Genomic DNA, 14276 nt, shown 5'->3' on the forward strand with positions numbered 1-14276 from the left:
GTTCCGGCGGTTTTTAATCTATACCCGATGATTGTCGGTGAGCCAGGCGTCAAACTCCGGGGCTGGCAGGGGGCGGCTGTAGAAATACCCCTGGGAGAAGTCGCAGTTTTCCTTTTTCAGGAAATGGGTCTGTGCTTCTTCTTCCACCCCTTCAGCGATGACCCGCAGGCCCAGGCTATGGGCCATGTTGATGATCGCCCGGACAAGGGAGGCATCTTCAGGCTCCTTCATGACATCCTGAACAAAGGACTTGTCAATTTTCAGGGTATCAAACGGATAGCTTTTCAGATAGCTGAGCGCAGAGTAGCCGGTACCAAAATCGTCGACTGACAAGCGAACGCCGGCTTTGTCGAGCTGGCGCAGGATTTCCGCGGTCTCGATGGAGTTGTCCAGGATCAGGCGTTCGGTAATTTCCAGTTCCAGCTGTTCCGGCGCCAGGCCGCTGGCTGAGAGCGCATGCATCACGGTCTCGGTAAACCCGGGATCCCGGAACTGGCGGGGGGAGACATTGACGGAGATGCCGATGTCCCTGCCGGTAGACCGCTTCCAAACCGTCGCCGCCCGGCAGGCCTGCTCGAGAACCCACTCGCCGATAGGCGTGATCAGGCCGGTTTCCTCCGCCAGCGGGATGAAGCGATCCGGCATCACCATGCCCATGGCGGGATTATTCCAGCGCAGCAGCGCTTCGACAGCACAAAGGTTGCCGGAATTCGTATTCACGATGGGCTGGAAGTAGAGCTCGAATTCCTTTAGCTCCAGGGCACGCCGCAGACTGGACTCCATCTTCAGACGCTCGTGGGACACCTCAGTCATTTCCGGGGCGAAATGGGCATAGGCGCTCTTACCCTTGTGCTTGGCCTGGTACATGGCGGCATCGGCGTGCTGAAGCAGGGTGCCGCTGTTGTCGGAGTCTGTCGGGAAGATCGCAATCCCGATACTTGTCGTCACGAATACTTCCTGGCCATTCAGTATGTAGGGCGGTGCGAATGTCTTGAGAATACGCTCTGCAACCTGGGACGAGGCCTCCGGACCGGTCAGGCCAGGCAGTATGACAAGAAACTCATCGCCACCGAGGCGGGCAACCGTACTGGTGCCCCGCAGGCAGCTGGAGATCCGGCGTGCCGCTTCAATCAGCATATTGTCGCCGGCGTCGTGACCAAGGGTATCGTTGATGTGCTTGAAGTTGTCCAGATCGAGGAACATCACACCCACCAGGGTGCTCTCGCGTCGCGCCTGGGCCAGCGCCAGCTTCAGGCGATCCAGCGCCAGCATCCGGTTGGGCAGGCCGGTCAGGATGTCGTAGTTGGCCTGGCGCAGCAGTTGCTGCTCATACCGTTTTCTGATGCTGATGTCTTCGCCAAGGATCAGGTGCCCGGTAGTGCCGCCCGACTTATCCTTGATGGGGGTAACAATCAGCTGTTCCCAGAACCGTTCGCCGTTGCGCCGAACGCTGTTTATTTCCCCCTGCCACACTCCGACACGTTGCACCTGCAGTCGAATGGACTGCCACAGGTGCCGGTTTTGTCGGTTTTCAATGTCGTTTTCCCCAAGCGCGCCAGGGTGTTTGCCCAGAATGGATTGGGCGTCGTAACCGGTTAGTTGGGTAAATTTCTGGTTGGCAAATTCAATACGCCACTGCCGGTCACAGATCAGAACGGAGGAAGGGCTTTGCTCAATGGCCTTGGAAAATTTCCGGATTTCAGCGGCATCTTTTTGCTGCTGCTCCATATCCGCGTTAAGCCGTTCGCGCATCTGATTGATGGCATCGGTAACCCGCCCGAGTTCATCATGACGGTTTGCTGGGGTGTTCGGACGGTCCAGGGTGAGAGGTTCCGAAGTGGTTTTCAGTGAAAAGTCGCGGGCATAGTTGGCCATTGTTGTCAGGTGGCGTACCACGAAATGCTGGAAGATCCAGATAATCAGTATGGAAACAAAGAACGTCTTCAGGAACTGGGTGAACAGGATGATCCCTACTTTGCGCTGCAGTTCATCGTATACCCGGTCAAGATCCGCTGTGATTGTAAGCTCGCCCAGTCTGAACATTTCATCGCCCTGGTGAACCAGGCCGAAACTGTGGGTCGTGGTTTTTGCTCCCCGGGGGATGTCACCCATTACCAGCTCCGAATCCGGGTCGATCCGCAGTCGCAGGTGGATCACATCGGGTAGGCTGAGAATACCTTCCATCTGGGTCTGCAGCAGTTTTTGGTCCAGAGACCAGAGGCTCCGTGCCAGGCTGGATGCATAGCTGGCTTCAACAACCTGCATGCGGTCGTGAATCTGCGACAGATCTTTTTGGTAATCGGAATAGATCTGCAGGGCCGAGGCTACCAGGGTAAAAGCAGAGCTGAACAGAAGAATCCAGGCCAGCAGCCTGAAGGACAGCGGGGAGCCAGTGCGAAAACCTTGGAGACGCGTCGACAGTTTTGGCATGTCGTAAACTTCAGCCACCCAAACCGGTTAGGAGATCGGAGAATTGCCCTTGATTCCGACTATAGCAGCAGTTTCTTTCGAATGCCTTGCAAATGCAGGAAAAATCGAAAGAAATGTGTTGTGATTCAGCATTAAAGCGGATACAACCTGCACGTACTCTGTTGACCTGGATCAATAACATGCAGGCATGCCGGGCGTAATCTGAGTTTCATCAAGTTTACTGCCGGAAGGAGAAGAAAAATGTATATGGACGCCGTTGTTATCGCAGGTATCGCAACTGTATTGCTGGTGGTAGGGTTTTTCTTGGGTGTTGGCATCTTCGTGATGAAGGATCAGAAGGCGCACGGACATGAGGACAGGAAAGAAGTCGATCACGGCCAGAAACCGGTTTGACGTGGCCGGGCAGGTAAGGAATGCCGGAGCCTCAAATCAGGAAAATTGGCGTCCCCTAGGGGGTTCGAACCCCTGTTGCCGCCGTGAAAGGGCGGAGTCCTAGGCCACTAGACGAAGGGGACGCAACGTTTTCAATACCTTGCCTCGTCGAGGTGGCGCGTATATTAAGTAAGGCTCCGGGGAGTGTCAACGCCTTTTTTTGAGAAAGTTACAGTCGTTGACGGGTGGAATGCCCCAGCTGAAGGCCTCTGCCAGCAGCAGTGAGGCGCCGGTCCATACTCGGACTACTGTTACCTTGCCGCCCCCGGATTCACGGAATGGGCCAGCGCCTTCTCCAGCTCGGGATACCGGAACTGGAATCCAGCCCCGGTGAGTCTTGCCGGAATGGCCTGCTGGCCTGTCAGGAGCAGGCACGCCATTTCCCCCAGTGCGACCTTGAGCACCGGTGCCGGAGCGGGAAACACAGTGGGGCGGTGCAGAACCCTGCCGAGGCAACGGGTGAATTCGGCGTTGGTCACCGGGTTGGGGCTGACCACGTTGAACGGTCCTGAAGCGCTGGTGTTCTCGACCATCCAGATCAGGGCTTCGACAACATCGTCCCGGTGGACCCATGGCATATACTGCGTGCCACTGCCGAGCCGGCCGCCGAGGCCAAGTTTGAAGGGCAGTATCATGCGTTCCAGAAAGCCGCCCCCCGGGCCGGCCACAACACCTGTTCGCGACAGGCACACTCGTACACCGTCGCCGGCAAGGCGGAGCGCGGCATTTTCCCAGTCCCGGCAAAGGCGGTGGGTAAACTCATCATGTGGGCTGGTCTCTTCCGTGACCATGGCCGGGCCCTGGTCTCCATAAAAACCAACCGCTGAGCCCGAGACCATGACCTCGGGAGCCCGTTCCCAGCTGCGGATCACGTCCACGAGTGTTTCGGTGACATTGATCCGGCTGTCCCGGAGTTGCTGTTTACGAGCTTCGGACCAGCGTTTGTCAGCAATGCCTTCGCCAGCCAGGTTGATGACGGAATCGAACCCGGGGTGGGAACGGAGTTGTTGCAAATCACGGACGGCTTCAACCCGGCCGCAGCAGGCTTTGACCGTTTCTGACGGTTGCCGGCTGAAAACGGTCAGCTCATGATTGCGCGCCAGCAGTTCACGGCACAGCACGTGCCCGATGAAGCCGGTACCGCCGGTAATCAGAGTCCTCTTTGTCATGATGTTCCCTCCCGTCGCAGTCTGGTCGATACGCTTGCACACGCGTGCATTTAGGCGCCCCATTCAGGATCGTGTCTGCTCCAGTTCAAGCATAACAGCATCCCGGATGGCCTGTCCGAGAAGTGGATTTTCACCGATCGGCGGCGCCAGATGGATGCTGGTGCCATGGGTGCGCTCGAGTTCTTCGATCATCGCGGGAACATCCTTGCGCAGATGGCGCCCGGCCGCCAGGAACAGGGGGACGATGGTGAAGCTTTTGGCCCCTTCCGCGACGCCCTCTGCTATGACAGTGTCCATGGATGGATGGGCCAGCTCCATGTAGGCAATCCGGGCATTATCGACAGCCTTGAGTGTGGGTGCGGCAAGCTGTTCGAAGGTTTCACACCAGCGCTTGTCACGGCTTCCGTGTGCCAACAGAATAATGCGGGGGCCGTTCATTGCTTCTCCTGAGTGGTCAGTCTGATGGGGCCTGTCGTAGGTCCTGAGCCTTAGCCCCGGAATCGGGCGTAGCAGCATCTAAAATAACAGGGTGACACAGAATGTTCGATTGGAAAGAGATTCTGGATTTCTGGTTTGGTGAACTGGATGAGCATGGGTTGCCAGACAGTGACCACAGAAACAAATGGTTCCGGTCAGACCGCGGGTTTGACCAGGAGATCCGCCGCCGCTTCCTTTCCCTGGTGCTGTTCGCTTCGGAGCAGGGGCTGGAGCACTGGCGGCGGGAAGCCGGTGGCATACTGGCAGAGATTCTGCTGCTCGATCAGTTTTCCAGAAACATCTTCCGGGGCGGCGCGATGGCGTTTGATCAGGATCGGCAGGCCCGGAAACTCTGCAGGCAGGCCATGCGCAAGGGGCAGGATATGCTGCTTCCTCCGGTTCAGAGGGCTTTCCTGTATATGCCCCTGCAGCACTCCGAGTGCAAGGAAGACCAGGACATGTCTGTGGAATGCTACGAGCAGCTTGCCCGGAGTGCTGAGGGGCTCCTTGCGGATTTTATGGGTAGCTTTCTTCAGTCCGCCCGGGATCACCGCGACATTACCATCAGGTTCGGCCGTTTCCCACACCGGAACAAGGCTCTGGGGCGTGCATCCACGGCAGAAGAAGAGGTTTACTTGCAGAGTGGCCGGCGATTTGGTCAATAGAGCGGCTTTTTGTGAGCCCTTATTGGCCAGAGATGCCGAAATTGAACGATTCCCCAAGTGCGACAACACAATTCCGACGGGAAAAAACCTGATAAAAGTGGTTGACGGCGCCCGTTGTATCCGTAGAATACCCCTCCGTTGTCGGTACCAGCCGATCATCCGTGCGGGAATAGCTCAGTTGGTAGAGCACAACCTTGCCAAGGTTGGGGTCGCGAGTTCGAATCTCGTTTCCCGCTCCAGATTCAGAAAACCCGGTCTTGAAAAAGGCCGGGTTTTTTCGTATTCAACCACCACAAACCCGGCGCCATGGCTCGTGGTCAGGTATACTCGGCAGCCTGTTTCATATCCTGATTCTGTGGGGGAGGCATGTCCGCCATGAAGGTACATTCACTGTTTATATACCCCGTCAAGTCCCTGTCCGGCATTGAGGTAAGCCGGTTTGACACTGATGATTTCGGCCCGGTCGCCGACAGACGCTGGATGATTGTCGACGATGACCGCCGTTTTGTGACCCAGAGGGAGCATCCGGAGCTGGCGCTGGTTGCTACCGCGCTGGAGGGTGGCAATGTGGTTGTCGACATTCCGGGTGAGGGTGCGTTTCCCCTGATGGCTATTGATGAGACAGATGCGGCCGGCGCAGAGGTTCGGGTCCTGGTCTGGCGTGACTGGGTCAAGGCCGTTATGGGACAGCCTGAAGCCGGCGAGGCGTTAAGCCGGTTCTGCGGCAAGTCTCTCCGGTTTGTCTATATGCCGGACAGTTCATTTCGCCGTGTTGATGCCGGACGGGTGGATGAATACCGGCGTGTAGGCTTTGCTGACGGTTTTCCGTTCCTGATTACCAATACCGCTTCGCTGATGGAGCTGAACGGGCGCCTCGATGCTCCGGTAGAGATGCGCAGGTTCCGGCCCAACATCGTGGTGGAGGGTGCGCAGCCCTGGGATGAGGACAGCTGGCAGCAGCTGACCATTGGCAACAACCGTCTGAGTGTTGTGAAGCCCTGTTCCCGCTGTGTGGTGACCACCGTGGATCCCGCAACGGGCAAAAAGGACGCCGCCTTGCAGCCGCTCAGAACCCTGTCAGGCTATCGCAGGACGCCGGACGGCGTGATCTTCGGCCAGAACGCCATTCATGAATCACCGGGAAGTATCCGGGTTGGTGATCCTGTTACCATCAACAAATCGGAGTCAAAATAAACGTGCCTTTGTTAACGCTGGACTCAGTCTCCCTGGCTTTTGGAATGCACCCGCTGCTGGACCAGGCATCGCTGGTAATCGACGCCGGAGAGCGCGCGTGCCTGTTGGGACGCAATGGCGAAGGCAAGTCGACCCTGCTCAGGATTGTCACTGGGGAAGTGGTGCCTGATGGCGGGGTGGTGCGCCTGGACGACGGCGCAGTGCTTGCAGTGCTGCCGCAGAACCTGCCATCGGAGGATTCCCGCACAGCCTATGAAGTGGTTGCCGGTGCGTTTCCGGAAACCGGAACCTTGCTGGCGGAGTTTCATCAGCTTTCCCAGCATGCGGATGAGTCGGGCCTGGACCGCCTGATGAAGGTCCAGGAGCGCCTGGAAGCCCTGGATGGCTGGCGGCTGGATCAGAAGGTAACCACCATTCTCGGCCAGTACGGTGTCGATCCCGATCAGACACTGAACACGCTGTCCGGCGGCTGGCAACGCCGTGTGCTGCTGGCAAAAGCCCTGGTAGCTGATCCGGACATCCTGTTGCTGGACGAACCCACCAACCACCTCGATGTGCCTGCCATCGCCTGGCTGGAAGAGGCTCTGGGCCAGTTCCGTGGCGCCATGCTGTTTGTCAGCCACGACCGGGCGTTTATCCGGCGCATGGCCACCCGGATTGTTGAGCTGGATCGGGGCAGGCTCGTGAGCTTTGCCGCCACCTATGACCGCTACCTTGAACTGAAGGGAAAAGCGCTGGAGGAGGAAGATCGCCAGAACGCGCTGTTTGACAAGCGGCTCAAGCAGGAAGAAGCCTGGATTCGCCAGGGTATCAAGGCGCGCAGAACCCGCAACATGGGCCGGGTGCGCGCCCTCCGGGCCATGCGCGAGGAACACCGGCAACGCAGGGTACGTGGCGGTACCGCAACCTTCGCGGTGGAGGATGCAGCCCGTTCCGGAAAACTGGTTGTTGAAACCCGGGATGCAGGCTTCGCCTATCCTGATGGTACGCCGGTGATCAGCGATATGAACCTGACTATCCTCAGGGGTGACAAGATCGGCCTTGTGGGGGAAAACGGAACCGGCAAAACGACTTTGGTTCGGCTTTTGCTCGGAGACCTGGAACCAACTGAAGGGTCGGTGCGTCTGGGTACCAATCTGCAAGTGGCCTATTTCGATCAGCTTCGCGGGGAGCTGGATCTGACCCGGAATGCCCTGGATAACCTTTCCGAGGGTCGGGAATTCATTGATATTAATGGCCAGAGCAAGCATGTGCTCGGTTATTTGCAGGAGTTCCTGTTCACACCGGAGCGGGCCAGGTCGCCGGTCAGTGTGTTCTCTGGTGGTGAACGTGCGAGGCTGCTGCTTGCCAAGCTGTTCAGCAAGCCAGCGAACATTCTGGTGCTTGATGAACCGACCAACGATCTGGATGTGGAAACCCTGGAACTGCTGGAAGAACAGTTGGCGGAATTTGCCGGAACAGTGGTCGTGATCAGTCACGACCGGGAGTTTCTTGATAATGTGATCACTGAAACGGTTTTCCTGGATGGATCGGGCAAAGTGCGTGAGTTTGTCGGCGGTTACACCGACTGGCGTCGGCAGGGCGGGCGTTTTCCCTCCGAAGCGACTGGTAATCGGCCGGACAAACAGGACAAAATCAGAAAACCCGGTAAGGAAACCGCCAAAGAAAGTGAAAAAAAGGTGCCAGGAAGCGCAAAACAGGCAGCGCCCCCGGAAAAGAGCAAGCCTGTCAAGCTGAGCTATAAACTCAAACTGGAGCTCGAACAGCTACCCGGGCAGATCGGGGCGCTGGAGCAGGAAGTCGCCGGCCTGAAGGAAAAGATTTCCTTGGCTGATTTTTACTCAGGCCCACCGAACGAAGTCTCGGCCACTCTGGAAGCATTGACGGAAAAGGAAAACCGTCTGGAGAAGGTTATCGAGCGGTGGATGGAGCTGGAAGAACAGGCAAATCAATGAATATCAATTACAATTTCAGGTTTCAGGACGGGCGTACCGTCGAGTTTACAGTCACTGATCGACCGTCGCCGGCATCCGGGCCTTTACCCTCGTGGACCAAGCTTGGGCACTGTCAGTGCAGTAACTGCCCGTTGAAGGCTTCAGATACGCCTTATTGCCCCGCAGCCACTGAAATACTGCCCGTTGTCGAAGCATTTCAGGCGGAAGATGCCTACCAGAAGGTTGAAGTTCAGGTTACTGATGAGCGGCGCAGCTACCTGAAACAGACTGCCCTGGAAGAAGCCCTCAGATCTTTGCTCGGGCTGAAAATGGCAACCAGTGGGTGTCCGGTACTGTCAGAGCTCAAGCCAATGGCAGTTCATCATCTGCCGTTCGCGAATACCGATGAATTTATCATGCGCAGTGTTTCCCACTACCTGTTGCAGCAATACTTCGCGAAACGGAATCACCAAGCCCCGGACTGGGACCTGAAGGGCCTTGTGGAGAGGAATCAGAGGTTGCAGCTGGTCAATCAGGCCCTATGGCAGCGTATTCATTCGGTTTGCAAGGGGGACAGCAATCTGAAGGCGCTACTGAACTTCTTTTCGATGGCGTCGAGCGTCAGCTTCTCCCTGGAAAGCCAGCTGCGTAAGCTTGAGGCAAAAATGGGCGGGGAAGGGGCCTGACAGGCCCTGTCTTACAGTACAAGCCCGGATCAGATCCCGGGCTTTCTGTTCTGCAACCGTCAGTGAATCCGAACGGCGAGAACATCGCATTCGGTGCCGTGCAGAACGCCATTGGCAGTTGAGCCCAACAAAAGCTGGAAGCCCTTTCGCCCGTGGCTACCAACAATCACAAGGTCCACATCCTGCTCTTTGGCAAGCCTGTGGATTTCTGATTCCGGGCGCCCGACCGTAACGACCTGGTTTGTCCCGGAAACTCCGTACTGGTCACCGTAGGCGCCCAACTGCTCACGGGCGGCTTTGTCGAGTTGATCCTGAAGTTCGGTCAGATCCATTGGTATGTCACCGCCATAGGCGTAGCCTACGGGCTCAACCACATGAACCAGCATCAGCTCTGCGCTATAGGCTTCGCTCATGGCTTTCGCCTTGTTGAGCACCTGTGGGGCCTCTTCGGTCAGGTCAATGGCAACAAGCATTTTCTTGTAGGCGGACATGGCATCGCTCCTTCGCGCACGGGATGATATGGTCATGAGGGGATAGTATCTTAAATCCAATCGCAAAAGTGTAGCGGGAAACTGACAGGCATCAATAAAGGCGGCGGAAAAAGCGCTTTTCTGGCAGGCAATCAGGCCCGCCAGAATAAAGAGGAGAGGGGTCAGGCGTTGCCTTGTAAGAGCTCTATGGCATTAGCCAGGCCCTTCAGGATGCCCTTGGAATACCGGTCGATCACGAAGCCCACATTCTTCTCGTTGTAGTTGATATAAGAGCCACGGATAAACTGCCACTTGGATGAGATGTTGTTAAACGCCGCGCTTAATTCCGGTGAGCCCTGACCCTGCATAACAGATTCCAGCAACGCATCCAGTTCCCGCGCCTGCTCGTCGAGCGGCGTCTCGGTAGCGGAGCCCTGGAAGGTCTGGGAAACCGACGAGTTGGTGCGCACTGAATACTTGGCCATCATCTGGGCCATTTTTACAGCGGCTGAACGGGCCGCCTCGACCCGGGGGGTTGTTGTCGTCCCGGAGTTTTCCCGGGCTACCTGATATAGTTCGGTCGCCTTCTCATTCATGGTGAGGGCCTGGTTCGCCATATCGGAAACCAGCCGCAAGTCCGGGTAGCCCTGGTTACGCACATCATTGATGTTGCTGCGCATCAGGTTTTTGAACTTGTCGAACTCCTGGTTCAGCTTTTCAATCTGTTCGGCGGACAGCACACCGGAACTACTGCCGGCGATGGAATTCATGGAGTCGTTGGCTGAGTTGATGCCCTGCACAATCTCGTTCAGGGTATCGGTATCGCCAGTTCCACTGAAGCGGTAGTAGGCGTCCAGGGCGATGTAGTTGCTGACCCGGAAATTATGGAGGTCGGAGAGGAATCCGTCGGCGCCGCCCTGGGCGCGGGCACCCATGGAAATCAGTGCAAGGAGAACGAGTGCGGCTACAAGGGAGCGTATCCGCAGGTTGGTGTCTTTCATCGGATGGGTCTCCGTACATGCGATTTTATTATTGTGGACCAAAGTCGTAGATCGAAGGTAAAGTAACTGCGCCGGCCAATCAAGCAGTTTTGGTGGCCTCAGTGTCGGTAAATGTAAACAACTTTGAAATTTGCGTGATGAAGTTCCGGTTTTTTCTTAGAAGTGGCTCACAGTCAACTGAAAGATAACAGTTCCATTCCAATTTCCTTCGGCTGCCCCGGATTTTCGGGACTTTTTCAGCCGGTGCGAAAGAAACAAATTGACAAACGCGCCGTTTTTTTTCATCGTGTGCCCTCATGATTCAAACGACTGTATGAATTTTTTGAATCAAATGACCGGGCAGTGACCGAAATCTCGCTGCACAAACAGCCAGGCGGCGGTGCCACTTGGCTGAAAGCAGTTCCAAACACAGACTGGAGATCAGTTGATGATTTACGAAGGTAAAGCCATCACGGTTAAAGAGATCGAAGGCGGGATCGCTCAGTTGAACTTCGACTTGCAGGGCGAGTCAGTAAACAAGTTCAACCGCCTCACCATTGAAGAGCTCCGCGCCGCGACTGACGCATTGAAGGCGAAAAAGAACCTGAAGGGTCTGGTGGTTACCAGCTCCAAGGACAGCTTCATTGTTGGTGCCGACATTACCGAATTCACCGAGCTGTTTGCCGGTTCGGAAGAGGATCTGGTTGCCAACAACCTCAAGGCCAACGAAGTCTTCAACGCCGTTGAAGACCTGCCGTTCCCCACCGTTACTGCCATTAATGGCATAGCTCTGGGTGGCGGTTTCGAGATGTGCCTCGCGACCGACTACCGGGTTATGGACAAGAAGGCCAGGGTTGGCCTTCCGGAAGTGAAGCTGGGCATCTTCCCGGGCTTCGGCGGTACTGTGCGCCTGTCCCGCCTGGTGGGTGTCGACAACGCGGTGGAGTGGATCAGTGGCGGTACTGAGAACCGCGCGGACGTGGCACTGAAGGTAGGTGCCGTTGACGCCGTGGTTGAGTCCGGCAAATTGGTTGAAGCCGCCGTTGCCATCATTAACCAGTGCAACGAAGGTAAGCTGGACAACGAAGCCCGTCGTGAAGAGAAGAAGGGCAAGATCAAACTCAATGCCATGGAAAGCATGATGGCATTCGAGATCTCCAAGGCGTTTGTTGCCGGTAAGGCTGGCAGGAACTACCCGGCGCCTGTTGAAGCCATCAAGGTGATGCAGAAACATGCCGGCATGACCCGCGACAAGGCGATCGAAGTGGAAGCCAAGGGCTTCGCCAAGATGGCCAAAACCAATGTAGCGGCTTGCCTGGTTGGCTTGTTCCTGAACGATCAGGAGCTCAAGAAGAAAGCCAGGGCGTGGGAGAAGGAAGCCAGTGACGTCAATCTGGCAGCTGTGTTGGGCGCCGGTATCATGGGGGGTGGTGTCGCATTCCAGTCTGCCCTGAAAGGCACGCCCATTCTCATGAAAGATATTAACCAGGACGGCATCAGGCTCGGACTGGAAGAGGCCAAGAAGCTGCTGGCCAAGCGTGTATCCAGGGGCAAGATGGACGTCAGCACGATGGCAGACGTCCTCAACAGCATTACGCCGACCCTGAATTATGGTGATTTCAAGAACGTAGACCTGGTTGTTGAGGCTGTTGTTGAGAACCCGAAGGTTAAAGACGCGGTGTTGCGCGAGACCGAGGATGCGGTTCGTGAGGACGCGATCCTGACCTCCAATACATCCACCATTTCCATCAACCTTCTGGCCAAAAACCTGAAGCGTCCGGAAAACTTCTGCGGCATGCACTTCTTCAACCCGGTGCACATGATGCCACTGGTTGAGGTTATCCGTGGTGAGAAGACCAGTGATCGTGCCATCGCGACCACCGTTGCCTACGCCAAAGCCATGGGCAAGACGCCGATCGTCGTCAACGACTGTCCGGGCTTCCTGGTTAACCGCGTACTGTTCCCATACTTTGGTGGCTTTGCCGGCCTGGTCCGCGACGGTGCGGATTTCCAGAAAATCGACAAGGTGATGGAGAAGTTTGGCTGGCCCATGGGCCCGGCATACCTGCTGGACGTCGTTGGTATGGATACGGCCAAGCACGCCAACGAAGTGATGGCCGAAGGTTTTCCGGATCGCATGAAGGACGAGAACAAGTCCGCCATTGATGTGATGTTCGAGAACAACCGCTACGGTCAGAAGAACGACAAGGGTTTCTACAAATACGAAACCGATAAGAAAGGTAAGCCCAAGAAGGTTGTGGATGAAGAAACCTACACGCTGATTGAGCCTGTAGTTCAGGGTAAGAAGGACTTTGATGAGGAAGACATCATTGCCCGGATGATGATTCCGCTTTGCCTGGAAACCGTACGCTGCCTGGAAGACGGCATCGTCGAGGATCCGGCAGACGCGGATATGGGTCTGATCTTCGGCATTGGCTTCCCGCCGTTCCGTGGTGGTGCCCTGCGCTATATCGACGACATGGGTGTGGACACCTTCGTCGAGCTGGCAGACAAGTATGCAGACCTCGGTCCTCTTTACCATCCGACCGAGAAGCTGCGTGAAATGGCCAAGACTGGCAAAAAGTTTTTTGGCTAACCCTGAACGAGATTTCCGAACGGAGAAAGATCTATGAGCCTTAATCCGAGAGACGTTGTCGTCGTCGATTGCGTGCGGACTCCGATGGGTCGTGCCAAAAACGGCTGTTTCCGGAACGTGCGTGCAGAAACCCTGTCCGCCGCTCTGATTGAAGCGCTGTTTGAGCGCAACCCTAAGCTTGACCCGAAAGAAGTTGAAGATGTGATCTGGGGCTGTGTAAACCAGACCAGGGAACAGGGCTTCAACGTGGCGCGCCAGATTTCCCTGCTGACCCGTATTCCCCATGAGTCTGCGGCCCAGACTGTGAATCGTCTGTGTGGCTCTGCCATGAGCGCGATCCATACCGCTGCCCAGGCCATCATGACCGGCAACGGTGATGTGTTCGTTGTTGGTGGTGTCGAGCACATGGGGCACGTACCCATGACCGAAGGCTTCGACCACAACCCGGCTGCATCCAAGTATTCTGCCAAGGCGTCCAATATGATGGGCCTGACTGCGGAGATGTTGGCCAAGATGCACGGCATCACCCGTGAGCAGCAGGATGAGTTCGGTGCCCGGTCTCACCGCCTGGCCCATGAAGCGACGGTTGAAGGCCGCTTCAAGAACGAAATCGTGCCCATTCAGGGCCACGACGAAAATGGGTTTGTGAAGCTGATCGAAGAAGACGAGACCATTCGCCCGGAAACAACCGTCGAGTCGCTTGGCCAGTTGAAGCCGGCTTTTGATCCTAAGAACGGTACCGTCACTGCCGGCACATCCTCGCAGTTGACTGACGGCGCTGCTGCCATGGTTCTCATGTCGGCTGAGCGTGCCGAGGCCCTGGGCCTGAAGCCGATTGCCAGAATCCGCGGCATGGCCGTTGCCGGTTGTGATCCCGCAATCATGGGCTACGGCCCGGTTCCGGCCACCAAGAAGGCGCTCAAGCGTGCAGGCCTGAAGGTTGAGGATATCGACTTCTGGGAATTGAACGAAGCCTTTGCTGGCCAGTCCCTGCCGGTTCTGAAAGACCTGAAGCTGCTGGGTGTTATGGAAGAGAAAGTAAACCTGAACGGTGGTGCGATTGCCCTGGGCCATCCGCTGGGCTGCTCGGGTGCACGTATCTCCACAACCCTGCTGAACGTCATGCAGGCCAAAGGCGGTAAGCTTGGTGTTTCCACCATGTGTATCGGCCTGGGTCAGGGCATTGCAACTGTGTGGGAGCGGCTCTGATTCGGTAAGCTGAATTGGAAGCAAGCTCTCAGGA

At 56.5% G+C, this 14276-nt stretch carries 12 protein-coding genes and 2 tRNA genes; 8 read left to right on the forward strand and 6 right to left on the reverse strand.

The features are described from left to right. Positions 1–18: 18 nt before the first annotated feature. Positions 19–2430, reverse strand: a complete 2412-nt coding sequence (locus QPL96_RS08175; protein ID WP_303286893.1) for an EAL domain-containing protein — start codon at positions 2428–2430, stop codon at positions 19–21. Positions 2431–2670: 240 nt separating this feature from the next. On the opposite strand from QPL96_RS08175, the gene ccoM reads away from it, so the two are divergent. Further along, positions 2671–2823, forward strand: coding sequence for a cytochrome c oxidase subunit CcoM (ccoM, locus tag QPL96_RS08180; RefSeq protein ID WP_303286894.1), 153 nt, complete (start codon positions 2671–2673; stop codon positions 2821–2823). Between the two features lie 46 nt (positions 2824–2869). Here the strand turns inward: ccoM and QPL96_RS08185 are convergent. The 3 genes from QPL96_RS08185 to QPL96_RS08195 all read right to left on the reverse strand — a co-directional run bounded on the left by QPL96_RS08185 (position 2870) and on the right by QPL96_RS08195 (position 4469). Further along, positions 2870–2945: transfer RNA gene (locus tag QPL96_RS08185), tRNA-Glu, on the reverse strand. Positions 2946–3113: 168 nt separating this feature from the next. Then, positions 3114–4031 carry a TIGR01777 family oxidoreductase gene (locus tag QPL96_RS08190; RefSeq protein ID WP_303286895.1) on the reverse strand — a complete coding sequence of 306 codons (918 nt, stop codon included), beginning with the start codon at positions 4029–4031 and terminating at the stop codon, positions 3114–3116. Between the two features lie 63 nt (positions 4032–4094). Next, complete coding sequence (locus QPL96_RS08195) at positions 4095–4469, reverse strand: sirohydrochlorin chelatase (protein WP_303286897.1); 375 nt, start codon at positions 4467–4469, stop codon at positions 4095–4097. Between the two features lie 101 nt (positions 4470–4570). On the opposite strand from QPL96_RS08195, the gene QPL96_RS08200 reads away from it, so the two are divergent. The 5 genes from QPL96_RS08200 to QPL96_RS08220 all read left to right on the forward strand — a co-directional run bounded on the left by QPL96_RS08200 (position 4571) and on the right by QPL96_RS08220 (position 8987). Continuing rightward, on the forward strand, positions 4571–5173 hold the full coding sequence (locus QPL96_RS08200; protein WP_303286898.1) for a DUF924 family protein: 603 nt from the start codon (positions 4571–4573) through the stop codon (positions 5171–5173). 163 nt (positions 5174–5336) lie between these two features. Beyond that, positions 5337–5412 (forward strand) — tRNA-Gly (locus QPL96_RS08205). 136 nt (positions 5413–5548) lie between these two features. After that, positions 5549–6367 (forward strand): MOSC domain-containing protein, encoded by an 819-nt coding sequence (locus QPL96_RS08210; protein WP_303286900.1) that lies wholly within the window; start codon positions 5549–5551, stop codon positions 6365–6367. A gap of 2 nt (positions 6368–6369) precedes the next feature. Beyond that, positions 6370–8322 carry an ATP-binding cassette domain-containing protein gene (locus QPL96_RS08215; RefSeq protein WP_303286902.1) on the forward strand — a complete coding sequence of 651 codons (1953 nt, stop codon included), beginning with the start codon at positions 6370–6372 and terminating at the stop codon, positions 8320–8322. After that, on the forward strand, positions 8319–8987 hold the full coding sequence (locus tag QPL96_RS08220; RefSeq protein ID WP_303286904.1) for a hypothetical protein: 669 nt from the start codon (positions 8319–8321) through the stop codon (positions 8985–8987). The genes QPL96_RS08215 and QPL96_RS08220 overlap by 4 nt, the downstream gene beginning before the upstream one ends. 59 nt (positions 8988–9046) lie before the next feature. Here the strand turns inward: QPL96_RS08220 and QPL96_RS08225 are convergent, their stop codons facing one another. Continuing rightward, a complete protein-coding gene (locus QPL96_RS08225) occupies positions 9047–9478 on the reverse strand; it encodes a universal stress protein (RefSeq protein WP_303286905.1) in 432 nt (143 codons plus the stop codon). 161 nt (positions 9479–9639) lie between these two features. After that, on the reverse strand, positions 9640–10458 hold the full coding sequence (locus QPL96_RS08230; RefSeq protein WP_303286906.1) for a hypothetical protein: 819 nt from the start codon (positions 10456–10458) through the stop codon (positions 9640–9642). A gap of 427 nt (positions 10459–10885) precedes the next feature. On the opposite strand from QPL96_RS08230, the gene fadB reads away from it, so the two are divergent. Further along, positions 10886–13033 (forward strand): fatty acid oxidation complex subunit alpha FadB, encoded by a 2148-nt coding sequence (fadB, locus tag QPL96_RS08235; RefSeq protein WP_303286908.1) that lies wholly within the window; start codon positions 10886–10888, stop codon positions 13031–13033. Positions 13034–13066: 33 nt separating this feature from the next. Beyond that, positions 13067–14242: an acetyl-CoA C-acyltransferase FadA gene (fadA, locus tag QPL96_RS08240; RefSeq protein ID WP_303286909.1), complete on the forward strand. Its 1176-nt coding sequence runs from the start codon at positions 13067–13069 to the stop codon at positions 14240–14242. The last annotated feature ends 34 nt before the right edge of the window (positions 14243–14276 follow it).

This window comes from Marinobacter sp. SS8-8 (assembly GCF_030540945.1).
Lineage (GTDB): Bacteria > Pseudomonadota > Gammaproteobacteria > Pseudomonadales > Oleiphilaceae > Marinobacter.

Bases quoted from the DNA above. Each gene is read 5' to 3' on its own strand.
- QPL96_RS08225 (WP_303286905.1), bottom strand. From the start codon at position 9,478: ATGTCCGCCTACAAGAAAATGCTTGTTGCCATTGACCTGACCGAAGAG.
- QPL96_RS08200 (WP_303286898.1), top strand. From the start codon at position 4,571: ATGTTCGATTGGAAAGAGATTCTGGATTTCTGGTTTGGTGAACTGGAT.
- QPL96_RS08175 (WP_303286893.1), bottom strand. From the start codon at position 2,430: ATGCCAAAACTGTCGACGCGTCTCCAAGGTTTTCGCACTGGCTCCCCG.
- QPL96_RS08210 (WP_303286900.1), top strand. From the start codon at position 5,549: ATGAAGGTACATTCACTGTTTATATACCCCGTCAAGTCCCTGTCCGGC.
- QPL96_RS08195 (WP_303286897.1), bottom strand. From the start codon at position 4,469: ATGAACGGCCCCCGCATTATTCTGTTGGCACACGGAAGCCGTGACAAG.
- QPL96_RS08190 (WP_303286895.1), bottom strand. From the start codon at position 4,031: ATGACAAAGAGGACTCTGATTACCGGCGGTACCGGCTTCATCGGGCAC.
- QPL96_RS08230 (WP_303286906.1), bottom strand. From the start codon at position 10,458: ATGAAAGACACCAACCTGCGGATACGCTCCCTTGTAGCCGCACTCGTT.
- fadA (WP_303286909.1), top strand. From the start codon at position 13,067: ATGAGCCTTAATCCGAGAGACGTTGTCGTCGTCGATTGCGTGCGGACT.
- QPL96_RS08220 (WP_303286904.1), top strand. From the start codon at position 8,319: ATGAATATCAATTACAATTTCAGGTTTCAGGACGGGCGTACCGTCGAG.
- ccoM (WP_303286894.1), top strand. From the start codon at position 2,671: ATGTATATGGACGCCGTTGTTATCGCAGGTATCGCAACTGTATTGCTG.
- fadB (WP_303286908.1), top strand. From the start codon at position 10,886: ATGATTTACGAAGGTAAAGCCATCACGGTTAAAGAGATCGAAGGCGGG.